The 24758-nt window shown below is 54.2% G+C and carries 26 protein-coding genes; 16 read left to right on the top strand and 10 right to left on the bottom strand.

All coding sequences use genetic code 11. The features are described 5' to 3' along the window. The 8 genes from OEL57_RS04165 to OEL57_RS04130 all read right to left on the bottom strand — a co-directional run. On the bottom strand, positions 1 to 481 hold a 481-nt coding region (locus tag OEL57_RS04165), incomplete at its 3' end, for an ACT domain-containing protein (protein ID WP_307726429.1). A 58-nt stretch (positions 482 to 539) separates the two neighbouring features. Next, on the bottom strand, positions 540 to 1172 hold the full coding sequence (locus tag OEL57_RS04160) for a carbonic anhydrase (RefSeq protein ID WP_300737476.1): 633 nt from the start codon (positions 1170 to 1172) through the stop codon (positions 540 to 542). Positions 1173 to 1199: 27 nt separating this feature from the next. Continuing rightward, a complete protein-coding gene (gene purE, locus OEL57_RS04155; RefSeq protein WP_300737474.1) occupies positions 1200 to 1730 on the bottom strand; it encodes a 5-(carboxyamino)imidazole ribonucleotide mutase in 531 nt (176 codons plus the stop codon). Between the two features lie 108 nt (positions 1731 to 1838). Continuing rightward, a complete protein-coding gene (locus OEL57_RS04150; protein ID WP_300737472.1) occupies positions 1839 to 2789 on the bottom strand; it encodes a TerC family protein in 951 nt (316 codons plus the stop codon). A gap of 60 nt (positions 2790 to 2849) precedes the next feature. Continuing rightward, positions 2850 to 3143, bottom strand: a complete 294-nt coding sequence (locus tag OEL57_RS04145) for a zf-TFIIB domain-containing protein (RefSeq protein ID WP_300737470.1) — start codon at positions 3141 to 3143, stop codon at positions 2850 to 2852. Continuing rightward, entirely contained in the window at positions 3140 to 3796 is a 657-nt protein-coding gene (locus tag OEL57_RS04140) for a DedA family protein (RefSeq protein ID WP_300737478.1), read from the bottom strand. The genes OEL57_RS04145 and OEL57_RS04140 overlap by 4 nt, the downstream gene beginning before the upstream one ends. A 96-nt stretch (positions 3797 to 3892) precedes the next feature. Continuing rightward, positions 3893 to 4102, bottom strand: a complete 210-nt coding sequence (locus OEL57_RS04135) for a hypothetical protein (protein WP_300737467.1) — start codon at positions 4100 to 4102, stop codon at positions 3893 to 3895. 90 nt (positions 4103 to 4192) lie between these two features. Then, a complete protein-coding gene (locus tag OEL57_RS04130; RefSeq protein ID WP_300737462.1) occupies positions 4193 to 4417 on the bottom strand; it encodes a CopG family transcriptional regulator in 225 nt (74 codons plus the stop codon). A gap of 507 nt (positions 4418 to 4924) precedes the next feature. Here OEL57_RS04130 and mraZ point away from each other — a divergent pair. The 16 genes from mraZ to ftsZ all read left to right on the top strand — a co-directional run bounded on the left by mraZ (position 4925) and on the right by ftsZ (position 22856). After that, a complete protein-coding gene (gene mraZ, locus OEL57_RS04125) occupies positions 4925 to 5404 on the top strand; it encodes a division/cell wall cluster transcriptional repressor MraZ (protein ID WP_300737460.1) in 480 nt (159 codons plus the stop codon). Next, positions 5405 to 6346 (top strand): 16S rRNA (cytosine(1402)-N(4))-methyltransferase RsmH, encoded by a 942-nt coding sequence (rsmH, locus tag OEL57_RS04120; protein WP_300737457.1) that lies wholly within the window; start codon positions 5405 to 5407, stop codon positions 6344 to 6346. It begins immediately after the preceding gene. Between the two features lie 21 nt (positions 6347 to 6367). Then, entirely contained in the window at positions 6368 to 6706 is a 339-nt protein-coding gene (ftsL, locus tag OEL57_RS04115; RefSeq protein WP_300737454.1) for a cell division protein FtsL, read from the top strand. A 31-nt stretch (positions 6707 to 6737) separates the two neighbouring features. After that, complete coding sequence (locus OEL57_RS04110) at positions 6738 to 8735, top strand: penicillin-binding protein (protein ID WP_300737451.1); 1998 nt, start codon at positions 6738 to 6740, stop codon at positions 8733 to 8735. 11 nt (positions 8736 to 8746) lie between these two features. Then, positions 8747 to 10267, top strand: coding sequence for a UDP-N-acetylmuramoyl-L-alanyl-D-glutamate--2,6-diaminopimelate ligase (locus OEL57_RS04105; RefSeq protein ID WP_300737448.1), 1521 nt, complete (start codon positions 8747 to 8749; stop codon positions 10265 to 10267). A 1-nt stretch (position 10268) separates the two neighbouring features. Next, complete coding sequence (locus tag OEL57_RS04100; RefSeq protein WP_300737442.1) at positions 10269 to 11657, top strand: UDP-N-acetylmuramoyl-tripeptide--D-alanyl-D-alanine ligase; 1389 nt, start codon at positions 10269 to 10271, stop codon at positions 11655 to 11657. 5 nt (positions 11658 to 11662) lie between these two features. Continuing rightward, positions 11663 to 12739, top strand: coding sequence for a phospho-N-acetylmuramoyl-pentapeptide-transferase (gene mraY, locus OEL57_RS04095; RefSeq protein WP_300737439.1), 1077 nt, complete (start codon positions 11663 to 11665; stop codon positions 12737 to 12739). Position 12740: 1 nt separating this feature from the next. Next, positions 12741 to 14081, top strand: a complete 1341-nt coding sequence (gene murD / locus OEL57_RS04090; RefSeq protein WP_300737436.1) for a UDP-N-acetylmuramoyl-L-alanine--D-glutamate ligase — start codon at positions 12741 to 12743, stop codon at positions 14079 to 14081. 3 nt (positions 14082 to 14084) lie between these two features. Next, positions 14085 to 15230, top strand: a complete 1146-nt coding sequence (gene ftsW, locus OEL57_RS04085; RefSeq protein WP_300737434.1) for a putative lipid II flippase FtsW — start codon at positions 14085 to 14087, stop codon at positions 15228 to 15230. Then, positions 15227 to 16330, top strand: coding sequence for an undecaprenyldiphospho-muramoylpentapeptide beta-N-acetylglucosaminyltransferase (gene murG / locus OEL57_RS04080; protein ID WP_300737431.1), 1104 nt, complete (start codon positions 15227 to 15229; stop codon positions 16328 to 16330). Before ftsW ends, murG begins: the two co-directional genes overlap by 4 nt. Beyond that, complete coding sequence (gene murC / locus OEL57_RS04075) at positions 16315 to 17685, top strand: UDP-N-acetylmuramate--L-alanine ligase (RefSeq protein WP_300737428.1); 1371 nt, start codon at positions 16315 to 16317, stop codon at positions 17683 to 17685. The genes murG and murC overlap by 16 nt, the downstream gene beginning before the upstream one ends. Next, positions 17685 to 18584: a UDP-N-acetylmuramate dehydrogenase gene (gene murB, locus OEL57_RS04070; RefSeq protein ID WP_300737425.1), complete on the top strand. Its 900-nt coding sequence runs from the start codon at positions 17685 to 17687 to the stop codon at positions 18582 to 18584. Before murC ends, murB begins: the two co-directional genes overlap by 1 nt. Then, entirely contained in the window at positions 18581 to 19507 is a 927-nt protein-coding gene (locus OEL57_RS04065) for a D-alanine--D-alanine ligase (RefSeq protein WP_300737420.1), read from the top strand. Before murB ends, OEL57_RS04065 begins: the two co-directional genes overlap by 4 nt. After that, positions 19504 to 20337 (top strand): cell division protein FtsQ/DivIB, encoded by an 834-nt coding sequence (locus OEL57_RS04060; RefSeq protein WP_300737417.1) that lies wholly within the window; start codon positions 19504 to 19506, stop codon positions 20335 to 20337. Before OEL57_RS04065 ends, OEL57_RS04060 begins: the two co-directional genes overlap by 4 nt. Before the next feature lie 34 nt (positions 20338 to 20371). Continuing rightward, positions 20372 to 21607, top strand: coding sequence for a cell division protein FtsA (ftsA, locus tag OEL57_RS04055; RefSeq protein ID WP_300737414.1), 1236 nt, complete (start codon positions 20372 to 20374; stop codon positions 21605 to 21607). An 82-nt stretch (positions 21608 to 21689) separates the two neighbouring features. Then, positions 21690 to 22856, top strand: a complete 1167-nt coding sequence (ftsZ, locus tag OEL57_RS04050) for a cell division protein FtsZ (protein ID WP_300737411.1) — start codon at positions 21690 to 21692, stop codon at positions 22854 to 22856. Positions 22857 to 22908: 52 nt separating this feature from the next. Here ftsZ and OEL57_RS04045 read toward each other — a convergent pair whose 3' ends face one another. Both OEL57_RS04045 and OEL57_RS04040 read right to left on the bottom strand, forming a co-directional pair. Then, on the bottom strand, positions 22909 to 23091 hold the full coding sequence (locus OEL57_RS04045) for a hypothetical protein (RefSeq protein ID WP_300737408.1): 183 nt from the start codon (positions 23089 to 23091) through the stop codon (positions 22909 to 22911). Further along, positions 23088 to 24719, bottom strand: coding sequence for a radical SAM protein (locus tag OEL57_RS04040; protein WP_300737406.1), 1632 nt, complete (start codon positions 24717 to 24719; stop codon positions 23088 to 23090). The genes OEL57_RS04045 and OEL57_RS04040 overlap by 4 nt, the downstream gene beginning before the upstream one ends. Positions 24720 to 24758: the final 39 nt, after the last annotated feature.

Here is a 24758-nt window from a genome sequence, read left to right as displayed (position 1 = left end):
CCGGGCCGATATCCCCAAGGCCAAGAATTGCGGTGCCGTTGGTGATGATCGCTACGCTGTTGCTGATGCCGGTATATCTGGCTGCCAGTTCAGGCTGCCGCTGGATTTTACGACAGATGGATGCAACCCCGGGAGTGTAGATCTTGCGCACATCCCCCAGTGAGGTGATGGGAGAGCGGCTCTTCATGGCAATTTTTCCGCCAAGGTGCACCTTCTCCACCATATCAACCACTTCCTCAAGAATAACGCCTTCAACGCTGGCAACTGCCGTTACTATCCGTTCCAGATGACTGTCATTATCAACGTACACCGATATTTCACGTAGATTATGTGTAAGCCCGGAACTGATCAACCTGATGTCGCCAATATTACCACGCTCATTGCCGATGGCAGTTGTCAAGTAGCCAAGATAACCGGGTTTGTCGGTGACCTGTACCCGCAGGGTTTTAACAACCTTGTCTGCGCCTTTTTCTATATTCATGAAGATAGAAATCCTTTCAATTAAGTGGTTTTCCCATGCTGAAAGCGTCTTGTTTTAGTTAGTTGATTTTATGGAACAGACCGAAGGCTGGCTGATACTCCGACAGCTCCCCGGCATTCAGATCAAAATACCAGCCATGAAGCGACAGGGCGCCGTCTTTTACCCGTTGTTCGATCCAGGGGAAGGTGCGGAGATTCTCAAGCGAGAGCAGAATAGCCGCCTGCTCAGCAGCCCGTTGCTGCAGTTTGGCATCCTTTCCCGGCAATTCCGCCAGCACCTTTTCTCTGGCCGGGGTGGCTATAGACATCCAGCGGGAGATGAATCCCCCGCCTTTGCAGCCGCAACTGCCTGCCATAAGCGCATTGATGCCTCCACACTGGGAGTGGCCCAGCACAATGATATGCTCCACCCCCAGGTGGCATACGGCAAATTCCAGCGCCGCGCTCACGCCGTGGAGACCACCATTTTCCTCGTAAGGAGGCACCAGATTGGCAACATTGCGAACCGTGAATATATCACCAGGGGCACAGTTGGTCAGGATGGCCGGATCAACCCGTGAATCTGAACAGCCGATGATCATGGTCTTTGGACTCTGCCCCTGCTTGAGCGGCTCAAACTGCGGGATCTCGGAGCCGAAATAATCTTTCTGAAAGCTGCGGAAACCGGTTATGAAGCGTTCCAGATCTTTCATGATAAATACACCTCCGCTATTGTCAGTTCAGGAAGTTAGTTTTGCCAAAGCTTCGTCGGCGGTCAGGTCGTAGCGTTCACGTTCACGCCTTGCAGCCACCTCCAGAGCCCGGTCGATTTCCGGGTATTTCAAAGCCAGTATTCGGGCTGCCAGCATTGCTGCGTTACGTGCCCCGTCAATGGCCACGGTGGCCACCGGCACCCCTGGCGGCATCTGCACCGTTGACAGCAGGCTGTCCAGGCCGGTAAGCGGCCCATTGCCAAGTGGCAGGCCGATCACCGGCAGCCGGGTGTGTCCGGCCACAACGCCGGCCAGATGGGCGGCAACCCCGGCGCAACCGATCAGCACCTGCACCCCTTCGCGGTGAGCACGCTCCAGATAAGCAAAGACCTTGTCCGGAGTGCGGTGGGCAGAAGCGACGATAATCTCGCTTTTGATGCCGAGTTCGGTCAGGGTGTCGCGAACCTTGACAACGGTGGGCAGATCATTGGGGCTGCCGGTCAGAATGCCTACCAGAGTGCTGTCCGGGGTGGCGGATGTTGTAGAATTGTTTTCCATTATGGTGTCTCCTCTATTGGGATGGTTTCAGGCTGTCGCTTTCTTCATAAGCTCTGCCGCTGCGTATCTGTATACTATGTTGTTTTTCGACAAGTGCCCGTTGATAGATCATGCTTCTTCCGGCAGATCTGTCTTGGGGGCAGCTATCGGTGCCGCGTTGACAAGCAGTGATGCCACAATAGCAGCAACAAGACTCAGCACGATGGTGCCCAATGACACTGCAATCGGAATATGAACCCCCAGCATAATCAGGATCATCTTGATACCAACGAATCCAAGGATGAAGGAGATGCCGTACTTAAGATAGATGAACATCCCCATCACACCTGCCAGCAGGAAGTAAAGTGCTCGCAGACCCATGATGGCAAAGACATTGGAGGTAAGCACGATAAACGGGTCAAGGGTAATGGCAAAGATGGCCGGTATGGAGTCCAGCGCAAAGACCAGATCACTTGCCTCCACCACCAGCAGCACCATGAAAAGCGGACTGGCAAGCCAGAGTCCCACCCGCCGGGTAAAGAACCAGTCACCCCAGATGCGTTTGGTCATCGGCAGGAACTTGCGTGCGAAACGAACGATAATATTCTTGTTTGGATCCATTTCATGGCTGGGGCCAAAGGCCATCTTCCAGGCGGTGTAGAGCAGAATTGCACCAAAAATATAGAACAGCCACTGGAAGCGTTGCAGCAGTTCTGCACCCACAAAGATGAAGATCACCCGCATGACCAGGGCGCCCAGGATACCCCATTTCAGCACCCGTGCCTGCAACTCGCCACGCACACCAAAGACCGTAAAGATCATGATGAAGACAAACAGGTTATCCACTGACAGGGACTTTTCGATCAGGTAGCCAGTCAGGAACTCCAGTGCCGGCTGCTTGCCCATCATGAAGTAGATACCGACATTAAATGCCAGGGCAAGACCTACCCAGACCAGACTCCAACCAAGCGCTTCCCGGAATGAAACCTGGTGACTTTTGCGGTTCATACCAAGATCAATTACCAGCATTATGACGACAAGAAGGGCAAAAGCACTCCATAGTACGACGTGTGACGACATCAGCAGATCCTTTCTCTTAAACAGCCGGCACCTGCTTTTCAGCTACCGGCTCTGTTTGTGCTAGTCGAACAATTCTTCAAAAAATGATTTTTTCTTTTTGTAATGATGCCCATGGCCATGCTTGTAGTGGTCTTTATCGGCATAGTGACCATAGTGCTGCTGTGGTGGCGGTTGCTGGTACGCCTGTTGTTGCGGTGGTGGAGCAGGAGCCTCCTGTTGAGCTGAGCGCTCAACTATTTTGTCAAGCTCACCGCGATCAAGCCAGACACCTCGACAGCTGGGGCAATAGTCAATTTCAATTCCCTGACGTTCTGACATCACAAGGTTTGTTTCCGGGCAAACAGGACATTTCATGGCTGGTTCTCCTTTGACTGCTTTGTAGATGACGTAACCGGAAGCAGGTTACCTGCGTTGCTTCTTTGCCGCTGCAGATGCAGATAGATTGTAAGTATCAGCAGGCAGAAACCGATTGCCCATGCCGTTGCCTGCCGTGACATGCTCATGATCAGCTGCTGATTGTCTCCAATGGCATACCCTACCCAGGTAAGGACTGCACACCAGATGGAAGCACCCAGGGCGGTATAAAGTGCAAAACGGGCGTGGTTCATCCGTGCCAAGCCAGCCGGCACTGAGATCAACTGCCGGATAACCGGCAATAATCTGCCGATGAAGGTAGAAATTTCACCATGCCTGCGGAAGAACAGTTCCGCCTTATCCAGCTTAACCTCGGCAAGCCCCACAAAGCGCCCATACTGCAACAGCAGAGGCCGCCCCAGATACAGGGCTCCATAGTAGTTTGCGTAGGCCCCAACCAGGCTGCCGAGTCCACCAGCCAGAACAACCAGCCAGGGGTTCATCTTGCCCTGAAAAACCAGATATCCTGCCGGCGGCATGACGACTTCACTGGGAAACGGGATCACAGAGCTTTCTACCGCCATCAGCAGAAAGATGCCGGGGTAACCCAATGTGCCGATAGTTTCAATCAGCCAGCCAATTATTGTGTGCAACATTGCTTCCCCCTCAATATTTAGCCAATTGCATGATTATGGGTAGTGCCAGCAGCACTGTACATGCAAGTACCAACAAAAGAGACCGCATAGAGGTTACCCGTTACAGGTCTGCTGCATGGTGATTAACTGTTTGCCGTTACACCGTTCACCGTTGCATACCTGTTTAACCAGTTGGCGCAATATGCTGGAAAGTTTTGCTGCCCGTTTACCGCCCAGGGCTTTGAGTACCTTAAGTTCCTGATCACTGACCCTGAATGAAATGATATGCCGTAGCGGATGTTTGTCTCGTGCCTTGTTCGACATGTGCTATCTCCCCTGAAATTTGATGTTACTTACCTGCATGCCTGCATGCAGATGCTCATGACTATCCATGGTTTTAAACAGTGAACCAGCTCAGATGTCGAGGCAGAGCCGTTGACGCTTTGCCACCCAGAAGCTGAAGGCTTCCCGGATAATTTCAGACGCGTCTTTCGATGTTGCCCTGGTTATACGTTCCATGATCCGACGTTCCTGATCTGACAGCTTGAGGCTGATCAGATTTTTTGATGTCTTTTCAGACTTTGGCGCTTTGGCTTGCTTGCGCGGTTCTTTGATGGCTGCTTTCTGGCGGTGTGGCATGGTGCACCTCCTCTGTTTGGGGTATGGCAGATAAACTGCTCTACAATCCGGTTACACCGGAAAATAAAAAAGACCTTTACCCACGGCGTGCGATTGCACACGTGGGTAAAGGTCTTGCGGTCGATTTCTCGTCCCATATCCGGACCGGTTGGCCGTATTGACGGATTATGGGTCGGCCATTTCTCCGGCCGGTGGCTACTCCCCTTTACATGGGGCGGAAAATAGCCGAACGGAATTCAGCTGTCAACAAAATTACGCAAATCTGTTCCCGTCCCAACCGACTAGCTGCATCCCTATCCGTCTTTGTATGCCCCCGGCCCAGGAGGCACACCATTAAAACGCCAAAAAAGCCATAAAGCTGGAAAGTTGCGATTATTCGGCACAGGCACAAAACAATGAAAACCATAAAAGTTTTGTTCTTGACAGCGGCTTGACTACTGGTATAGTTTTGCCACAAAGTGGAAAAAAGTGGAAATTAGTGGCAAATAAAACCTGAGGAGACCATCAATGTTTGGCGGCGAAAGCCTGACTACCATCGACGCAAAAGGGCGTACCAGCATCCCGGCACGATTCCGGGAGGTACTGGTAACGGAGTTTGGTGACGAGCGTTTTGTCGTTACCAAGGCTTCCCCTGTGGACTTCGATGATGGCAGTTACGGTCGCGGCCTTTCCGTCTATCCATTGAATGAATGGCAGGAACTGGAAAAAAAGATTCAGGCTAATGAAGGTGAACTGCCACTGGCACAACTCAACAGCCTGAAACGTCTGGTGCTGGGACCGGCTCAGGAATGCACCGCAGACAAGCTGGGGCGGGTCTTGATCCCGCCCGCACTTCGAATTCATGCCAACCTTGGCCGCGACTTGTACTTTGTCGGTATGGGCAAACGCTTTGATATCTGGGCCAGCGAGACCTACGCCCGAATCAATGCACAGGATGAACGCAACTTCCCGCAGGATTCGGCTGCACTTGCAGCGCTTGGCATATAGATGGAAGAATTTCATCACCTGTCCGTGCTGGCTCAAGAGGTTATTGAACAATTGGCCCCTCGCCCCGGCGGTGTTTATCTGGATGGCACCCTGGGTGGCGGAGGCCACAGCCAGCTGATTTTGGAGCAGATCGGGCCGGATGGCCTGTTGATAGGTATTGACCGGGACCAGTCAGCCCTGGCTGCCGCATCTGAACGGCTTCGTCATTTTGGCTCCTGCTTTAAACCGGTACAAGGCAGTTTTGGAGATCTGGCCGAGTTGTTGAAAAGGGAAGGGATCAGCGCACTTGACGGCCTGCTGCTGGACCTTGGCGTATCGTCACACCAACTGGACACCGATGAGCGGGGCTTCAGCTTCCGGCTTGACGGCCCCCTGGATATGCGGATGGACCGCAGCCGTGGTGACTCTGCCGCAGACCTGCTACAGGAATGTTCAGAACAGGAACTGGAACAGATCATCAAGGAGTTCGGCGAGGAACGCTGGGCACGGAAAATAGCTCAAAGGATCGTGCAGGTCCGCCAGGAAACGCCGATTAGCACCACGCTTCAATTGGCTGATCTTGTGGCTGGCACCATTCCACGTCGTTTTCACGAAGACCGGATTCACCCGGCAACCCGCACCTTTCAGGGGCTACGGATCGCGGTCAATCAGGAGTTGGAGCAGGTACAGCAGGGGGTTAGCGCAGGAATAGCAGCTCTGAAACCGGGTGGCCGTATTGCCGTGATCTCGTTCCACTCACTTGAGGACCGGATCGTAAAACACCTGTTTCGTGAGGCAGCAACCGGATGCACCTGCCCCCCCAGGATGCCGTACTGTGTCTGCAACAAAAAACCGCAGCTGCGTATTCTGACCGGACGACCAATAATTGCCGGAGCAGAAGAAACTGACCTCAACCCCCGCGCACGCAGCGCCAAGTTGCGGGCTGCTGAAAAACTGGGGTAGTCCCGAAAGGAGGGCTCATCTATGGGCATGGTAAAAACCGATAGTTCCAAACTGACCTTTCCCGGACATCTGGGGACTGATCTGGCCCCACGCCGGATGGATATTGTCAAGTTCCTGATGATCTGCATGGTATTGCTGACAGTGGTATCCATTTTTCACGTCTGGTCGCGCTTCCGGTTGATTGAACTCAATCTCCAGATCGGTGAGTCAAGCCGTCAGCTCAAAGAGCTTGAGCAGGAACAAAAACGGCTAAAACTTGAGGCTGAATCGCTCAAAACACCTGCGAGAATCGAGATCATTGCAAAACGTGATCTGGGCATGATTGTACCCCAGGAACAGCAGGTAATCTTGGTAAAATGATCCGCAGCAAAGCAGATGCCGGGAGCAGAACATGAAAAACGACAAGGAAAAATGGGCACGGGTCAGGATCATCATGGTCTCCTGCCTGTTTGCCTTCGGCTTCCTTGCTGTCGCGGTACGCAGCTTTTACCTGCAGGTAGTTCAACATGATCAACTGGTCAAGCTGGCAGAACGGCAGCATCACCGCACAATTCCGATTATACCGGCGCGTGGCGGCATTTTTGACCGGACCGGCGCACCCCTGGCTGTCTCACTGGAAATGGATTCACTGTATGCCGAACCCAAGCGGATCAGTGATCCTGCAGGGACAGCAGCAGCCCTTGCCCCGATTATCCAGATCCCCCGGCAGGAACTGCAACGCAAACTTGATTCGGAGAAAAGCTTTGCCTGGCTTGCCCGTCAACTGCCTCCAGAAACCGCAGTGAAGATCAAACAGATGAAGCTGTCTGGTATCGGCTTTGTCAAAGAGAATAAGCGGTTCTATCCCAACTTTGAGATGGCATCCCATGTCTTGGGTTTTACCGGTATGGATCCCGGAGGTCTGGAAGGATTAGAGCGTCGTTATGACGCCACCATTTTGGGAAAAACCGGCTACCTGCTCACCGAGCGGGATGCCCTGGGACGGGATGTTTCCGTAAGAAGTGCGGTGGTGCAGGATGCGGCTCCGGGCAAAAATCTCTACCTGACGCTGGATAAGAACATCCAGTATTTCACGGAAAAAGAGCTTGCCAAGGCTGTCGAAGGCAGCAGGGCGAAAAGCGGTATGGCGCTGGTGATGGACCCCTGGACCGGCAGGGTACTGGCCATGGCCAACTACCCGACCTTTAACCCGAACTCATTCAGACAGTATCCTACGCTTAATCTGCGTAACCGCTGTGTGAGCGACAATTTTGAGCCCGGTTCAACCTTCAAGGTTTTTCTGCTCTCTGCCGCCATTGAAGAAAAAATAGTAACCCCCCGTGACGGCATCAACTGTGAAAACGGTCGTTATTCCTTTGGCGGCCGGATTATCAGGGATGATCACCCCCACGGCAGGGTTTCTGTTGCAGAGGTTTTAAAATACTCCAGTAATATCGGATCAGCCAAGATCGGCCTCAAGCTGGGTGATGACCGGCTTCACCGTTATCTGAAGGCATTCGGCTTTGGCGACAAGAGCGGCGTTGATCTACCTGGTGAGGCCTCCGGAGGCCTGCGTCCGGTCAGCCGCTGGTATGGCACTGATATCGCCACCATCTCCTTTGGCCAGGGGGTCTCAACAACAGCCTTGCAGCTGGTGGCTGCAACCTCTGCAGTGGCAAATGGCGGCCTGCTGATGAAGCCCTACCTTGTGGAGCGAGTCACCGACAGTACGGGGCTGGAACTGCAGCGCTTTGAGCCACAAACCGTGCGTCGGGTGATCTCAGCCCAAACTGCTGCAACCATCAGCCAGATGATGGAAGGGGTAACCCAGAAGGGTGGCACCGCCACCAATGCCGCCATAGATGGCTTCAGGGTGGCAGGTAAAACCGGCACAGCCCAAAAGGTTGACCCGGTTACCAAGGGCTATTCCGCCAACAAACGGACCGCCTCGTTTATCGGATTTGTTCCGGCTGAAAAGCCGCTCCTAACCATTCTGGTGGTTATTGATGAGCCGACCACCAGCCCCTATGGCGGGGTGGTTGCTGCTCCGGCATTCCGTGAAATAGCCTTTAATACTCTGTGCTACCTGAAAGCAGGCGGGGTCGGCAAGGCCTGTGAACTGCCCAAGACACAAACCGTACAGGCAGCACCGGCACAACCGGCACCCACGGCAAAACCGCAGACTGCAGCAGATGCTGAAGAAGGCGGCAGCATTGAAGTTGCCGGCGCAGGAACTCCCATGCCTGACTTCAGGGGTATGAGTATGCGGCGTGTCCTGCAGGTAATGGAAAAGCGGCGGCTTAATTTGCAACTGCGTGGCAGCGGTCGCGTCATTGAACAACATCCGCAGCCAGGGCAGGTTATCCGTGGCTCGGATGAGATCTGGGTCCGTCTGGTACCTGCGGTATAAGGAATCACTATATGCGACTTGAACAACTACTGCATGAACTACCGCTACAAGCAAGCAACGGTGATCTGTCTGTCTCGGTCTCGGCAGTTACCTGTGACTCCCGCCAGGTGGCAACAGGCACGCTCTTTTTTGCACTGCATGGCACCAAAATTGATGGGCATCGCTTTATTCCCCAGGCCATTGCTGCCGGTGCAGCAGCCATTGTACTGGAAGACCCGGCCTATGCACCTGAACAGATACCCTGGATACAGGTGGCGAACGGGCGGCAGGCGATGGCACTGATGGCGGCATCTTTTTTCGGAGAACCTACCCGGGATCTGCCGCTGATTGGTATCACCGGCACTAATGGCAAGACCACTACCAGCTACCTGCTGGAAGGGAGCCTCACCGCTGCCGGTCTGCCTGCTGCCGTGTTGGGTACCATCAGTTACCGTTTTGGCAACACCTGTATCGAGGCCAGCCATACCACGCCGGAATCCACTGAACTGCAGGGCATCTTTCGGCAGCTGGCCGATGCAGGCGCAAAGGCGTTTGTTATGGAGGTCTCCTCCCACAGCCTTGAACAGCACAGGGTTGATGGCGCAATTTTTAATGTCGGTATTTTCACCAACCTGACCCGTGACCATCTGGACTACCACGGCACCATGCAGGCCTACAGCAACGCTAAACAGCGTCTGTTCAGCGACCTTTTGAAGCCGGACACCGACACCCCATTACGTTATGCCGTCATTAACGCCGATGATCCGGCTGCAGAGGATTTTATCCGGGCGAGCGCCTGTCCAGTAATCCGGTATGGCCGTGCCGCGGGTGCTGAGGTGACTGTCCGTGAGATGCACTCTTCAGTTGACGGAATCAGCGCTATTCTTGCGACGCCACAGGGGGAGCTACCGTTTCATTCACGGCTGTTGGGAGGATTCAATCTCTCCAACATCCTGGCAGCTGCCGCTGCAGGAGTAGCGCTAGGACTGCCGCTCCAAGCCATTGTACAGGGGATTGAACAGCATACCACCGTACCGGGACGACTGGAGCGTGTTGAAAACAGTTCAGGTGTGACCTGTCTGGTTGACTACGCCCATACCGGCGATGCCCTTGAAAATGTCTTAAGCACCCTGAAAGATCTGGCCGGTGCCAGGATCATTACCGTATTCGGCTGCGGCGGAGATCGTGATAATGGCAAGCGCCCGATCATGGGACAGATTGCCGCCAGTTATTCAGATCTGGCTATTGTTACCTCAGACAATCCGCGCACCGAAGATCCCCACGAGATCCTGCGCCAGATCCGGGAAGGCATTCTTCCACTGGAACTGAAAGAATACAGCTTGGCGGAACTCTCGACAGCCGCCTCAGACAAGGGTTTTGTCATGCTTGAAAACCGCCGTGAGGCGATCAGACTCGCTGTTCGACTGGCCAAGCCGGGAGATATTGTACTGCTGGCCGGCAAAGGACATGAAGATTACCAGATCATCGGCACCACCAAACACCACTTTGATGACCGGGAAGAAGCGTCCAACGCCTTCAGGGAGCGGATCTGACATGTTCAGCCCAGAACAACTGACAAGCATCACCAATGGCAGATTGATCGGACCTGAGACCGGGCCAATAATCGGCATCTCGACAGACTCACGAACCATAAAACCTGGTGAGCTGTTTGTGCCGTTACAGGGAGACCGGTTTGACGGGCACGACTATATTAACGGACTGGCCGCCAGGCGCATTGTCGCCAGCCTTTGCAGTGAGTCATGGCTACAGCATCAGCAACCACCAGCAACCATAAGCTGCATCGCGGTTCAGGACACCCTGCGGGCATTGGGCGATCTTGCCGCTGCCTTCAGAAAGCGGTTTGCCCTGACTATGATCGGGGTTACCGGCAGCAACGGCAAAACCACCACCAAAGAGATGCTGGCGGCTATCCTTAGCAAGGTTGATCAAGGACTGAAGACCAGCGGTAACCTGAACAACCTGATCGGGCTGCCACAGATGCTGTTTCAGCTGAAGCCGGAACATTGCTGGGCTGTTCTGGAGATGGGGATGAGCGAACCGGGTGAGATTGACCGCTTGGCAGAGATCGCCTGCCCTTCAATCGGTATCGTCCTGAACGCCTATCCAGCCCACCTGCAGAGCATGGGCAGTGTCGAGGCGGTGGCACTGGCCAAAGGCGAGCTGCTGAACCGGATTCAGGATGGCGGTCTTGCAGTGGTGAATGCCGACGACCCCCGTATTGCCAGCCTGCATCAAAACCCTTCAGCCCGCAGGATCAGCTTCGGCATCCGGCGCGGGGAAGTTCGCGCTGAAGAGATCCAGGCAATCGGCACCGAGGGACAGACATTCAAGCTGGTTACTCCCAAAGGCAGTATCCAGATCCAGCTTAAGGCACTGGGGCAGCACAATATCTACAACGCCCTGGCTGCAGCAGCGGGACTACTGGATCTGGTCGGCCTGGAGACCATTGCCGAAGGGCTTGAGGCATTTATTCCCTACAGCGGTCGGTTCCATCTTGAGCAGTTGTCCAACAACAGGCTACTGATTGATGACAGCTACAACGCAAACCCTGCCTCCTGCGCTGTTGCTTTGGCAACCCTGCGGGATGTCAAGGGCAGCAATCGTGTACTCGCCGCGTTTGGAGATATGCTGGAGCTGGGCAAAGATGAGCTGGAGCTGCACCGCCAGCTAGGCATGCAGGCGGCTTCGGTTGCTGACCGGCTCTACCTGCTGGGTACCCTTACCAAAGAGACCGCCAGCGCCGCACAAGAGGCAGGCATGAGTGCAGATGCGATTGTTTCTGCAGCAAGCCATGAGGAAATTGCCAATGATATTATTAAGCAGGCAGGCCCGGGTGATCTGATCCTGGTTAAGGGTTCACGGGGAATGAAGATGGAAAAAATTGCCGCTCTGCTTCGGGCTGCAGATCGTCAGGAGGTGTAACACCTATGCTCTTCCACCTGTTCTACCCCTTGGCATCCAATCTGAAGATCCTGAACATCTTCAAGTACCTGACCTTCAGAACCATCTACGCCATGATCACGGCCCTGATCGTCTGCTTTGTACTGGGGCCCTGGATCATCCGTAAACTGGAAGGGTTACAGGCCCGACAGGTAATCCGCACCGATGGGCCGGAATCACATCTTGAAAAGCAGGGCACCCCCACCATGGGCGGCCTGATCATACTCTCGGCTATCATCCTGCCAACCCTGCTCTGGGCTGACCTGACCAACGTCTATATCTGGCTGACCCTGTTTATCATCGTGGGCTATGGTCTGATCGGCTTCATGGATGACTACCTCAAGGTGGTAAAGAAGAACACCAAAGGGCTCTCGGCCAGGCAGAAGATGTTCTGGCAGGTGTTGCTGGCAGGCGGCGTGGCCGTATTCCTCTACATTAACCCAGGCTTTAACGAGATGCTGTATGTGCCGTTTTTCAAGAACTTCCACCCGGACCTGGGGATATTCTTTATCCCGTTTGTCACCCTGGTAATCGTGGGGGCCAGTAACGCCGTCAACCTGACTGACGGTCTGGATGGCCTGGCGATCGGGCCGGTGGCGATCAATGCCGCCACCTACATGCTGTTTGCCTATATTGCCGGTCACGCGACCCTTTCAGCCTATCTTCAGATCCCCCGTGTGGTTGGCGCCGGTGAACTGGCAGTAATCTGCGGGGCCATGGTGGGTGCTGGTTTAGGGTTTCTCTGGTTCAACTCCTATCCGGCAGAAGTATTCATGGGTGATGTGGGCTCACTTTCATTGGGTGGCACGCTGGGGGTTATTGCGGTGCTGACCAAACAGGAGATCCTGCTGGTGATTGTGGGTGGTATTTTTGTGATTGAGGCGCTCTCCGTGATCTTCCAGGTCGGATCGTACAAATACCGGGGCAAACGGATCTTCCGCATGGCACCGATCCACCACCACTTTGAGCTAAAGGGGGTGGCAGAGCCCAAGATCATTGTCCGGTTCTGGATCATTACCATTATCCTGGCCCTGGTGGCCATTTCAACCCTGAAGATGCGCTGACATGGAACTGAAACATACAAAAATAACCGTCATGGGCCTCGCCAAAACCGGCGTGGCCTCTGCACGTTTTCTGGCACAGCAGGGAGCACGGGTAACAGCCACTGACATGCGGGATGAGACTGCCCTGGCCGGGGTACTGGCTGAACTGGCTGGGTTGGACATCCGCTTTGTACTGGGACGCCATGATGAGGCTGATTTCACGGCAACTGATCTGGTGGTGGTATCCCCCGGCGTGCCACAGGAACACCCCTTGTTGCGCAAGGCAACAGAAACAGGGGTTACCGTGGTGAGCGAGATCGAACTGGCCAGCCGTTTTATCACAGCACCGCTGGTGGCCATAACCGGCACCAATGGCAAGACTACCACCACCACCCTGGTTGGTGAGCTGTTCCAGGCCAATGGTTTTAGCACCTATGTAGGCGGTAACATCGGCGATCCCCTGATTGACCTGCCTGCTTCCGGTGAAACAGTGGAGCGGGTTGCAGCTGAGATCAGCTCCTTCCAACTGGAGTGGATCAGCAGTTTCCGTCCAAAGGTAGCGGCACTGTTGAATATCACTGAAGACCATCTGGACCGCTATCAGGGGTATCAGGAGTACATCAACGCCAAGCTGCGGATCTTTGAAAATCAGACAGCAGACGATTTTGCTGTGGTTAACCGGGATGACGAGCTGGTCTGGCAGGCTGCCCAGTCACTCAAGGCACAGCTATTTCCGTTCAGCCGCAAACACGAGCTTACTGAAGGGATGTTCTGGCGCGAAGGAGAGTTGGTCTATCGTCACAATGGACACGAACTCTGCTTCCCAACGGCAGATTTCAGGCTACAGGGGGTGCACAATCTGGAGAACATCATGGCTGCCCTGGCCTGCACGCTGTTATTAGGATGCCAGCATGACACCAGCCTGGAGCTGCTAAACCATTTTGAGGCACTGCACCACCGGATGGAGTTTGTACGTGAGGTGGCAGGGGTACGCTACTTTGAGGACAGTAAAGCCACCAATGTGGGCAGTGTTGCCAAGGCACTGGAGAGTTTTGAGAACATCACCCTGATCGCTGGCGGCAAGGACAAGGGTGGTTCCTACGCACCGCTGGCAGAACTGGTGCAGCAACGGGTCAGGCATCTGGTGCTGATCGGCGAGGCAGCCGAGCGGATGCAGCAAGAGTTAGGTGGCTTCGCTGCAACTCACAGGTCCCAAACACTGGAAGAGGCAGTACAGCTCTGCGCCAGCCTGACTGCGCCGGGTGATGTGGTACTGTTATCACCGGCCTGCTCCAGCTTTGACATGTTCAAGGATTACGAAGAACGTGCCCAGCGTTTTATAGCTGTGGTAAAGGGGCTTTAGGCGATGTTTGCGTTCCTGCGCAAACCATTCAATCTGGCAGAGTATGATCTGGTGCTGTTGCTGATGGTGGTGGCGCTGACCAGCTTCGGTATTGTGATGGTCTACTCGGCATCATCGGTCATGGCAGCCAAGAACTTCCATGATGGTGCCTATTTTTTAAAGCGGCAGGGGATCTTTGCGCTGGTTGGCTGTGCTGGTGCTCTGGTTGCCATGCGGATCGATTATCAGGTTTGGCGGCGCTGGGCAGTGCCGTTGCTGTTTCTCAGTCTGATCCTGTTGGTGTTGGTGCTGATTCCCGGTATTGGCGGCAAAGTCAAGGGCGCTTCACGCTGGATCAGACTGCCCGGTTTTAACCTGCAGCCATCGGAGTTTACAAAGATCGCACTGATCATGTACATGGCCTATTCGATTGACAAAAAGCAGGACCGGATCCGCCTCTTGTCAGCAGGTTTTCTGCCCTACATGGTGGTACTGATGATCCTGCTGGGTCTATTGCTGAAACAGCCGGACATGGGAGCGGCCCTGACCCTGGCAGCCGTCACCATCACCATGCTGTTTGCTGCCGGCACACGGCTGATATTCATTCTGGGCAGCGGCATGGTGGCGATGCCGTTTGTGGTCTATCTGGTGGTTAACTCAGCCTACCGTCTGAAACGGATCAAGGCTTTTATGAACCCGGAGCAGGATCCAACCGGTATCGGCTGGCAGATTATCCAGTCGAAATATGCCTTTGGCGCTGGCGGTTTCTTTGGTCAGGGGTTGGGAGAAGGCAAACAGAAACTGTTCTACCTGCCGGAGGCCCACACCGACTTCATCCTCTCAGTGATAGGAGAGGAGTTGGGATTCATCGGCGTGATCGTTATCATCGGCATGTTCTTTATCCTGGTGCAACGGGCAATGCGGATCGCCATGGCAGCCCAGGATACCTTTGGCCGTTTTCTGGCACTGGGGATCGCCGTGCTATTTGCCATCGAGGCAGTGGTGAACATGGCGGTGGTGACCGGACTGTTCCCAACCAAGGGGCTGGCCCTGCCATTCTTAAGCTACGGAGGCAGCTCATTGTTGATCAGCCTGTTTGCCGTAGGGATTCTGCTCAACATCTCAGCCGGGCTGAAGCTGGCTCCGCTGACCGGGAAGGAAGCAACATGAAACTGATTGTAGCCGGTGGCGGCACTGGCGGACACCTTTTTCCCGGTATTGCAGTGGCAGAAGAATTTCTGTCTCGAGATCCCGCCAACCAGGTGCTGTTCGTCGGGTCAGAGCGGGGAATAGAGTCACGGGCCATACCGCGTCTGGGCTATCAGCTGGAACTGATCTCAGCCGCCGGTATCCGGGGCAAAGGCAGCCTGGCCAAGCTGAAAGGGGCTGCCCTGATGCTCTATGGCTATGCCCAGTCACGCAAGATCCTGCAGCAGTATAAACCGGATCTGGTGCTTGGGGTGGGTGGTTACGCCTCCCTGCCGATGGTTATGGCTGCTCGGGGTATGGAGATTCCACGCTACATACATGAGCAGAACGCCCTGCCCGGCATGTCCAACAAGGTGCTGTCACGGGTTGCCAACAAGGTCTTCATCTCGCTGGAGGAGTCGGCACTGTTCTTTCCCAAGGACTGCACCTTGCTGACCGGCAATCCGCTTAGAAAACAGATAGTGGATATGTTGACCCAAAACCTGCAGGAAAAGCAACAGAGTGAAACGTTTCAACTGTTCATTTTTGGTGGTAGCCAGGGCGCCCACGCCCTGAACGTGGAGTTACCCAAGGCGGTGGCTCAACTGGATCAACAACAGCGTGCTCTGTTGAAGATCACCCACCAGACCGGTGAGGCTGACCTGCAACAGGTGCAGGCAGCATATCAGGAAAGCGGCATTGCGGCGGACGTCCGCCCGTTTATTGATGATATGGCAACGGAATACCACCGGGCAGACCTGATCATCTGCCGGGCAGGAGCGACTACCATTGCAGAGGTCACGGCACTGGGCAAGGCCTGCCTGTTTGTGCCGTTCCCCCATGCCACTGATGACCATCAGCGCAAGAACGCCGAGGCCCTGCTGAAAAAGGGAGCCTGTGAAATGCTGGTGGAACAGGAGATCGGCGGCAACGGGTTGTCCAACGCCATTGCCAGACTGATGGAGAACCGCGATACGCTGAAACTGATTGGCGAGAATGCAGCAGCCCTGGCCCGCCTGGATGCGGCCAAGGTCATTGTTGACCAGATGCTGGAAGGGGTACAGCCATGTACGGAAATATAGAAAAGATCCATTTCGTAGGTATTGGCGGCATCGGTATGAGCGGCATTGCCGAAGTGCTGCTGAACCTGGGGTATAAGGTATCCGGTTCTGACCTGAGGGAGAGCGAGACCACCGAGCGACTGCGCAGTCTTGGTGGCGAGATCTGCGTCGGCCATGCCGCAGAAAACCTGACCAACGTGGATGTAGTGGTCACCTCAACAGCTGTACAAAGCGACAACCCTGAAGTGATTGAGGCCAAGCATCGCATGGTGCCGGTCATCCCGCGGGCCGAGATGCTGGCAGAGCTGATGCGGATGAAGTACGGCATCGCCATTGCCGGTACCCATGGCAAGACCACCACCACCTCAATGGTAGCCACGGTACTGACCCATGCCGGGATCGATCCGACCATCGTCATCGGCGGCAAGCTGAACACCCTGGGCAGTAATGCCAAGTTGGGACAGGGCAAATTTCTGGTGGCAGAGGCGGATGAGTCCGATGGTTCATTCCTGACCCTCTCCCCCACCATTGCGGTGGTCACCAATATTGATGCCGACCACCTGGACTTCTATACCGGCGGTCTGGAGCAGATCAAAGACACCTTCGTCTCCTTTATCAACAAGGTGCCATTCTACGGCCTAGCGGTGCTGTGCCAGGAAGACCGCAACATTAACGAGATCATCCCCCGGATCAAGAAGCGGTTTATGACCTACGGCCTCTCGTCCCAGGCTGACCTGCGTGCCACCCATGTCAAGCTGGATGGATTCCAGACCTCTTTTACCGCCCACTACAAAGGCTACCGCCTTGGTGAGATCAGCTTCAACATGCCTGGTGCCCACAACGTACTGAACGCCCTGGCCTGTACCGCTGTGGCACTGGAGCTGGATGTACCGTTTGACAAGATCCAGGAAGGTTTTGCCCAGTTTGGCGGTGTTGGGCGCCGCTTTACGGTTAAAGGCGAGAAAAACGGGATCATGGTGGTGGATGACTATGGCCATCATCCTGCTGAAATCCGGGCCACCCTGGGGGCAGCCCGCAACGGCTGGCCCGATCGACGTCTGGTGGTGGCATTCCAGCCCCACCGCTACAGCCGCACCAAGGAGCTGTTCAACGAATTTGTGACCTGCTTCTACGATGCCGACGTGCTTGTCTTGACCGATATCTATGCTGCCAGTGAGCAGCCGATCCCCGGCGTTACCGCAGAACGTCTGGCCGAAGAGACTCGCCGCCATGGCCAACGGGACGTGACCTACATTGCTGACCGGAATGACCTGCCTGATCACCTGGCCGGGATCGTCAAAGAAGGCGACATCGTGATCACCCTGGGAGCCGGCAATATCTGGCAGGCCGGTGAAGAGTTGGTGAAAAAACTGTAATGAGCCTTTCTGGCCAGATATGCCCGGGCTTCTGCGGTGAACTGCTCCAGAATGAGCTGATGAGCCGCCACACCTCCCTGAAAGTGGGGGGGCCAACAGACCTGTATGCGGTGCCTGAAGACCTGGAAGACCTGCTGCTGCTGGTCAACTGGTTGGATGTGAATCAGGTACCCCGCATGGTAGTTGGAGGCGGCTATAACCTGCTGGTGCGGGAGGGCGGTATCAGAGGCGCGGTGATCTCCCTTGAACACCTGAATAGACTGGAAGCCCTTGGCAATGGCTGTATCAAGGCCTGGGCAGGGGCAGAAAATCTGCAGGTGGTTCGTTTCGGACAACAGCTTGGGTTAGGTGGCATCGGTTTTATCTCCGGCATTCCCGGCACCATTGGCGGCGCAATCAGGATGAATGCCGGTGCCTATGGCAATGGTCTGCTGAACCATGCTGATTCACTCTGTTTGCTACGTCATGGAGCTGTGCAGGACGTAGACCACAGCCAGATCGAGTATGGGTATCGCCGACTTGACCTGCAGCAAGGTGATATTATCCTGGCTGCGATTCTGCAACTGGAGCCGACAGATCCCGCATGTACCGAGGAAGAGATTCGTAAGGATCTTGAGCTGCGACGCACCAAGCACAGTGTTGGTTATCCCAGTGCCGGATCATTTTTCAAGAACCCACCGGGTCAGGCAGCCTGGAGATTGATTGACGCTGCCGGGATGCGAGGACAGACCGTTGGCGGGGCTCAGATGGCAGAGTTACACAGCAATTTTTTGATCAACCGTGGTAACGCAACAGCCACAAACTGTCTGGAGCTGGCTGAAAAGGTGAAACAGGCAGTGCTGGCAACCACAGGAATACAGCTGGAAGAAGAAGTGCGGATTGTGGGGGAGGAGCCATGAAGGCGAAAAAGATCGGCGTACTGATGGGAGGACTATCAGCTGAGCGGGATGTGTCGCTGAAAAGCGGCATGGCGGTTCATCAGGCACTTCTGGCATTGGGCTATGACAGCACCGCCATTGATGTACGCAACCAAGTGGCAACTATACTGCGTGATGAAAAAATTGAAGTTGCCTTTATTGCCCTGCACGGTCGTTACGGCGAAGACGGCTGCATCCAGGGTCTGCTGGAACTGATGCAGATTCCCTACACCGGTTCCGGCGTACTGGCCAGCGCCCTGGCCATGCATAAACTGTACAGCAAGCAGGCCTTTGCTGCTGCCGGACTAACCATCACACCTTACATTGCGTTACGTCGTGGTGAAAGCTGCAGTGCTGAAACCCTTCCCTTTGGCCTGCCTGCTGTAGTCAAGCCGGTGCAGGAAGGTTCCTCAGTCGGCGTCTCAATCGTTAAAAAAGCCGAAGAGCTGCAGGCTGCCCTGGATGATGCCTTTCGCTACGATGAAATGGTGCTGATAGAACAGTACATTAAAGGCCAGGAGGTCCAGGTCGGAATTCTGGACAACCAGCCGATCGGTGCCATAGAGATTGTTCCCAAGAAAGAGTTCTACGATTTTGAAGCAAAATACAGCGACGGCATGGCTGAACATTTCTTTCCAGCCAGGCTGGATCATGCCCTGTATAATAAAGTGCAGCAACAGGGGCGGAAGGCTCACCAGGCGCTGGGCTGTGATGGCTACTGCCGGGTTGACTTTCTGGTAACCGAAGCAGGTGACTGCTATCTGCTGGAGGTGAACACCCTGCCAGGCATGACCGCCCTGTCACTGCTACCTGAAATCGCTCAAAAAGGCGCCGGACTTTCCTTTGAACAGCTGGTTGAACGGATTCTCAAATCAGCAAGCACCAAGGTGAGTAACGCAGCATGATGACCGACCTGCGACACATCGGCAGCCCCCCCAAGAACAAAAAGGTGGCGTCGAACAGGCTCAAGGTCAAGAAAGAACCGGTCGATCTTCGCAAATATCTGCTACCTTTGATCAGAATCGGCAGCCGCGCAGGATTGGCACTGCTGGTGGGTGGACTGATAGCAGCCTCAATCCACGCTCTGATGCAGTCAACGCCATTTCCGGTGCAGAAGGTTGAGGTACGTGGCACCAAACGACTGACCCATGAAGAGATTGTTGCCCTGACCGGCGTCACACCGGGCCAGAACCTGCTGACACTGCGTCTGAAGAGCATCGGCCAGCAGGTATCCTCCAACCCCTGGGTCGCTTCGGTACGGGTGCAACGCTTCTTTCCTGGCACCATTGCCGTCAGTGTCAGCGAACGACAACCGGTGGCAGTCATCAACATGGGACTCCTCTATTATCTGGATGACAAGGGAGAACCGTTTAAGCCCTTAAACTTTGGGGATAGCCTTGATTTCCCCGTGGTAACCGGTATTGCTGAAGATGATCTGAACAATGATCCAACAGCAACCAAAGAGGCCCTGAAAACCGCATCAAATCTGATTGAGGCACTCAAGCAGCATGGTTCCTTTATCCTTGCGGATGTGTCGGAGATTCATTACGATAGGGGCCACGGTTTTACCCTGTATACCACTGCCGGTGCCCTGCCTGTAAAGATCGGAACCGATGATTTCGACATGAAATTGCAACGCTTTTCACGTATTTACCAAAATCTTATGACACAACAACCGGGGCTGCAGTATATTGACCTGGACTACAGCGACCGGATCGTAGTTAAAAAGGGTTGAATCGATTGTTCAACGCTTATAGGGGAGGAATACTATGTCCGCCAGAAGAGATAACCTGATTGTTGGACTTGATATCGGCACCACCAAAATTTGTGCCATTGTCGGCAACCATACCGAGGATGGCATTGAGATTGTCGGTATTGGCACCAGCCCATCCAGCGGCCTGCGCAAGGGTGTGGTCATCAATATTGAAAGTACGGTTACCTCAATCAAAAAGGCGATTGAAGAAGCCGAACTGATGGCTGGTTGCGAAATCAAGTCAGTCTACGCCGGTATTGCCGGCGGCCATATCAAAGGGATCAATTCCCAGGGTGTGATCGCCATAAAGAACCGTGAGGTTTCACAGGAAGATGTCAAGCGGGTGATTGACGCTGCCAAGGCAATCGCCATCCCGATGGATCGGGAAGTGATCCACATCCTGCCCCAGGAGTTCATCATTGATGAGCAGGACGGCATCCGTGAACCGCTTGGCATGAGTGGTGTCCGACTTGAAGCAAAGGTGCATATTGTCACCGGTGCGGTTGCCAGCGCCCAGAATATCGTTAAATCGTGTAATCGTGCCGGACTGGATGTTGCCGATATTGTGCTTGAGCAGTTGGCATCCTCTGAGGCGGTACTGTCAGCAGATGAAAAAGAGCTGGGGGTCTGCCTGGTTGATATCGGCGGCGGCACCACTGATATCGCCATCTTCTGTGATGGCGCCATCAAGTACACCTCGGTCATCTCCCTTGGTGGTAATCAACTGACCAATGACATTGCCGTAGGTTTGCGTACGCCGTTTGCTGAGGCAGAAAAGATCAAACGCAACCAAGGTTGCTGCCTGTCGGCTCTGGTGGGCAAGGATGAAAAAATCGAGGTTCCCAGCGTTGGTGGCCGCAAACCGCGTGAGCTGTCCAGAAATGTTTTATGTGAAATTTTAGGTCCCCGCGTAGAAGAGCTGTTTTCACTGGTAAATCGTGAAATTATCAAGTCAGGACTGGAAGACTCCATTGCATCCGGGGTTGTAATTACCGGTGGATCGAGTATACTTGAGGGGATGCCTGAGTTGGCTGAGCAAATCTTCAATCTCCCTGTTCGACGCGGTCTGCCACAGAAGATTGGCGGGCTTACCGATGTAGTTAATTCACCGGTTTATTCAACAGGAGTCGGACTCATCGTGTACGGAAGCCGCAACCAGGGCCCACGTGAATTTCCAGCAGCCAAATCGGAAGACAGCATCTTTAATACCACCACCCGGCGGATGAAGAGCTGGTTCAAAGAATTTTTCTAAAGAAATCTACGAGACAAAAGGGATCGCACCAGTTTTGAGGCAGCCCTGACAACTTATATTGACTCTACACAAGGGGGAGCGGATGTTCGAATTTGACGAGACCATCGAGCAGAGTGCGGTCATCAAGGTCATTGGCGTAGGTGGTGGCGGCGGCAATGCCGTTAACACCATGGTGACCAGCGGCATGAACAAGGTGGAATTTATTGTTGCCAATACTGATGCCCAGGCACTCCGCTCCTCAAAGGCACCGGTAAAAATTCAGTTGGGTGGTCAACTGACAAAAGGTCTTGGTGCAGGCGCCAACCCCAATGTGGGTCGCGATGCTGCTCTTGAAGATAAAGACAAACTGGTTGATATGCTGAAGGGTGCCGACATGATCTTCATTGCTGCCGGCATGGGGGGTGGCACCGGTACTGGTGCTGCGCCGGTTATTGCCGAGGCAGCCCGTGAAGCTGGCGCACTCACTGTCGGTATCGTCACCAAACCATTCTCCCGTGAAGGCAAGCAGCGGATGGCCAAGGCTGATGAAGGGGTTCGCGCACTGAAGCAGCATGTTGATTCCTTGATCATCATCCCTAACGACCGCCTGATCAGTATTGCTCCCCGCTCACTTGGCATCCTGGATGCCTTTAAACCTGCTGACGATGTACTGCGCCAGGCTGTGCAGGGCATTTCAGATCTGATTACCACCTCTGGTTTCATCAACGTCGACTTTGCTGACGTTAAAGCAATCATGAGTGAACGTGGCATGGCCATGATGGGTATCGGTATTGCTGAAGGCGATAATCGCGCCATAGAGGCCGCCATCAAGGCGATCTCTTCACCGCTGCTTGAAGACATTGATGTCTCTGGCGCCAAAGGGGTACTGGTTAACATCACCGGTTCCTCCAGCATGACCATGGATGATTTTGATGCGGTCAACAAGACCGTTCACGAGAAGGTCCATGAAGACGCCAACATTATCATCGGTGTGGTGATTGATGAGACCATGGGAGAGACCATCAAGGTAACGGCCATTGTGACGGGCTTTGGCGATAAATTCGGTGAGACTGAACGGAATCGTGGCTTCAGCAGCATTGCCGCTGTTGCAAAACCTAATACCGTTGTGAGCATTGAGACACCTACCTTCATTCGCGATCAGCGTCAGAAGGCTGATGGGCCCCGCCCAACACGGCATGTCGGCTCAGTTTCCTTTGATGATGAGGATGCCTATGACATCCCCACCTTTCTGAGAAAATCGGTAGACTAGAGCCCGGCGTTACCACAGTCCAATAAAAACGGCCTCCAAATGGAGGCCGTTTTTATTGGTTACAATCATGGGCATACATCATAGCCAGCTGCGCCCGGTTCTCAAGACACTGAGGACAGAGTTCTCCACCATCCTTCCAGACCTCCTCGGCTAACCACTCACCGGCTTCATGAAACACGGATGATATTTCGGCATTTTCATCATACTCTGCACCACAAATACTGCACTGCTTCATACACTCACCCCGATCACCTGCATAGCTGCGCGATATTCTGCTTCAAGCCTGGTACGCTCGGCTGAATGAACAACATCCCAAGGCAGTACGGCATCCACGGGAAGCGTTGTCGTAACACTGTGCTCTGTATTGATAGCGCAGACCTTGGCTGCTTTTTTAAGGTTCAGCCCCTCTGACATCTTCAGAACCAGATCAGTCAGTTCCCGCCCCCCCCGCGAAAGCAACGCCTGCAGAACACACCCTTGCAGCTCTTCCACCTTAAGCCTGACATTAGCAAGCGGCCGGATCTGCTTTTCAAGCCAGGCCACCTTATGCTTTAACTCATCCAGCGGGCACATACCTGCCCACTGCAACGGCGTAAACGGTTTGGGAATAAACGGGTTCACCGACAGCGTGATTTCTCCCAACCGTTTGTGCGCACGGGCCTGCTCAAGCACGCGATCCTTGATAGCAGCGGTCAGACGCACCATCGCTTCCAGATCTTCATCAGTTTCCCCTGGCAAACCTATAATAAAATACAGGCGCAGGTTCAGAATACCAGCCCGGGCAACTGCCTCTGCAGCATCAAGGATCTGCTCATCAGTCAGATTCTTCCTGATCATATCACGCATCCGCTGAGAGCCCCCCTCAGGGGCGAGAGAGATCGTGCGATGACCTGATTTTGCCAGCAGCTCAAGCATCGATGGGGTCAGCCGGTCTACCCGTAGCGATGATAACGACGGAGAGCCACCCTGCTGGACAACAAATTCACAGAGCGCCTCAATATCCCGGTGATCAGACACTGCTGCACCAACCAGACCGATGGTCTTACGATGCTGAAGCCCTTCACACACTGCGGCCTTTAGCAGTTCCAGCGGTTGCTGGCGGAATGGTTGATACACAAAACCTGCAGCACAGAAACGGCACCCCCGCGGACATCCCCGGCTGACCTCCACCAGATACATGTTGCCAAATTCTGTTTCATCAGTCAGCACAACAGAACAGGAGGGAGGAGACTCTTTGGGTGCACAGAGCCGGGCTATCGGGCTTGAAGATGGTAGTGAGGGCACGTAGATGCCGGGCAAATCAGCAGCTTCCCGGAGCAGTTCGCGACGTTCTGTTTGCTGATATTGAACCAGAAAATCAGCCAGGATTGGTATCAGTGTTTCCCCTTCACCCACGGCAATCAGATCAATACAATCAGCTACCGGTTCTGGATTGATAAAGAAAGCAGCCCCACCGGCCAGCACCAACGGTTCAGCAGCACCGCGTTCCGCAGAAAGCTCGCTAATACGCGCCAGCCTGAGAATACGGGGGATATTGATAAAATCCGGCTCAAAGGAGACAGAAAAGGCGATCAGATCAAAATCAGACAAGGGACGCTCATTCTCAAATGAGACCAACGTATCACCTGATTTTTCATAAAGAGCAAGCTCATCCCGATCCGGCAGAAATGCACGTTCACAGACCAGATCAGGCTGATCATTAAACAGCTTGTAGACCGCCTGGAACCCCAGACTACTCATGGCCACGCTGTAGTGATTAGGATAGACCAGACAGACCGAGAGCGCCCCTCCACGCCCAGCCGGGATGGCACCTGTCTCTGCGGCACGTCTACGCCGCAGTATTTGCTGAATCTGCCAGTTCATACAGTTCCTATATCATCCCACATCTACTATAACGACAGC

The organism is Trichlorobacter sp. (genome assembly GCF_030247655.1).
Classification (GTDB): Bacteria; Desulfobacterota; Desulfuromonadia; order Geobacterales; family Pseudopelobacteraceae; genus Trichlorobacter.
Note: the sequence above shows the minus strand (reverse complement) of the source record. Positions and strands in the feature narration are given on the sequence as shown.

What these genes read in the sequence shown, in the direction of transcription:
- murB (WP_300737425.1), top strand. Translation starts at nt 17,685, where the DNA reads ATGAGCCTTTCTGGCCAGATATGCCCGGGCTTCTGCGGTGAACTGCTC.
- OEL57_RS04105 (WP_300737448.1), top strand. Translation starts at nt 8,747, where the DNA reads ATGCGACTTGAACAACTACTGCATGAACTACCGCTACAAGCAAGCAAC.
- mraY (WP_300737439.1), top strand. Translation starts at nt 11,663, where the DNA reads ATGCTCTTCCACCTGTTCTACCCCTTGGCATCCAATCTGAAGATCCTG.
- OEL57_RS04060 (WP_300737417.1), top strand. Translation starts at nt 19,504, where the DNA reads ATGATGACCGACCTGCGACACATCGGCAGCCCCCCCAAGAACAAAAAG.
- mraZ (WP_300737460.1), top strand. Translation starts at nt 4,925, where the DNA reads ATGTTTGGCGGCGAAAGCCTGACTACCATCGACGCAAAAGGGCGTACC.
- OEL57_RS04065 (WP_300737420.1), top strand. Translation starts at nt 18,581, where the DNA reads ATGAAGGCGAAAAAGATCGGCGTACTGATGGGAGGACTATCAGCTGAG.
- OEL57_RS04045 (WP_300737408.1), bottom strand. Translation starts at nt 23,091, where the DNA reads ATGAAGCAGTGCAGTATTTGTGGTGCAGAGTATGATGAAAATGCCGAA.
- OEL57_RS04135 (WP_300737467.1), bottom strand. Translation starts at nt 4,102, where the DNA reads ATGTCGAACAAGGCACGAGACAAACATCCGCTACGGCATATCATTTCA.
- ftsW (WP_300737434.1), top strand. Translation starts at nt 14,085, where the DNA reads ATGTTTGCGTTCCTGCGCAAACCATTCAATCTGGCAGAGTATGATCTG.
- murC (WP_300737428.1), top strand. Translation starts at nt 16,315, where the DNA reads ATGTACGGAAATATAGAAAAGATCCATTTCGTAGGTATTGGCGGCATC.
- ftsL (WP_300737454.1), top strand. Translation starts at nt 6,368, where the DNA reads ATGGGCATGGTAAAAACCGATAGTTCCAAACTGACCTTTCCCGGACAT.
- ftsZ (WP_300737411.1), top strand. Translation starts at nt 21,690, where the DNA reads ATGTTCGAATTTGACGAGACCATCGAGCAGAGTGCGGTCATCAAGGTC.
- purE (WP_300737474.1), bottom strand. Translation starts at nt 1,730, where the DNA reads ATGGAAAACAATTCTACAACATCCGCCACCCCGGACAGCACTCTGGTA.
- OEL57_RS04100 (WP_300737442.1), top strand. Translation starts at nt 10,269, where the DNA reads ATGTTCAGCCCAGAACAACTGACAAGCATCACCAATGGCAGATTGATC.
- rsmH (WP_300737457.1), top strand. Translation starts at nt 5,405, where the DNA reads ATGGAAGAATTTCATCACCTGTCCGTGCTGGCTCAAGAGGTTATTGAA.
- OEL57_RS04110 (WP_300737451.1), top strand. Translation starts at nt 6,738, where the DNA reads ATGAAAAACGACAAGGAAAAATGGGCACGGGTCAGGATCATCATGGTC.
- OEL57_RS04150 (WP_300737472.1), bottom strand. Translation starts at nt 2,789, where the DNA reads ATGTCGTCACACGTCGTACTATGGAGTGCTTTTGCCCTTCTTGTCGTC.
- OEL57_RS04040 (WP_300737406.1), bottom strand. Translation starts at nt 24,719, where the DNA reads ATGAACTGGCAGATTCAGCAAATACTGCGGCGTAGACGTGCCGCAGAG.
- OEL57_RS04160 (WP_300737476.1), bottom strand. Translation starts at nt 1,172, where the DNA reads ATGAAAGATCTGGAACGCTTCATAACCGGTTTCCGCAGCTTTCAGAAA.
- murG (WP_300737431.1), top strand. Translation starts at nt 15,227, where the DNA reads ATGAAACTGATTGTAGCCGGTGGCGGCACTGGCGGACACCTTTTTCCC.
- OEL57_RS04145 (WP_300737470.1), bottom strand. Translation starts at nt 3,143, where the DNA reads ATGAAATGTCCTGTTTGCCCGGAAACAAACCTTGTGATGTCAGAACGT.
- OEL57_RS04130 (WP_300737462.1), bottom strand. Translation starts at nt 4,417, where the DNA reads ATGCCACACCGCCAGAAAGCAGCCATCAAAGAACCGCGCAAGCAAGCC.
- ftsA (WP_300737414.1), top strand. Translation starts at nt 20,372, where the DNA reads ATGTCCGCCAGAAGAGATAACCTGATTGTTGGACTTGATATCGGCACC.
- murD (WP_300737436.1), top strand. Translation starts at nt 12,741, where the DNA reads ATGGAACTGAAACATACAAAAATAACCGTCATGGGCCTCGCCAAAACC.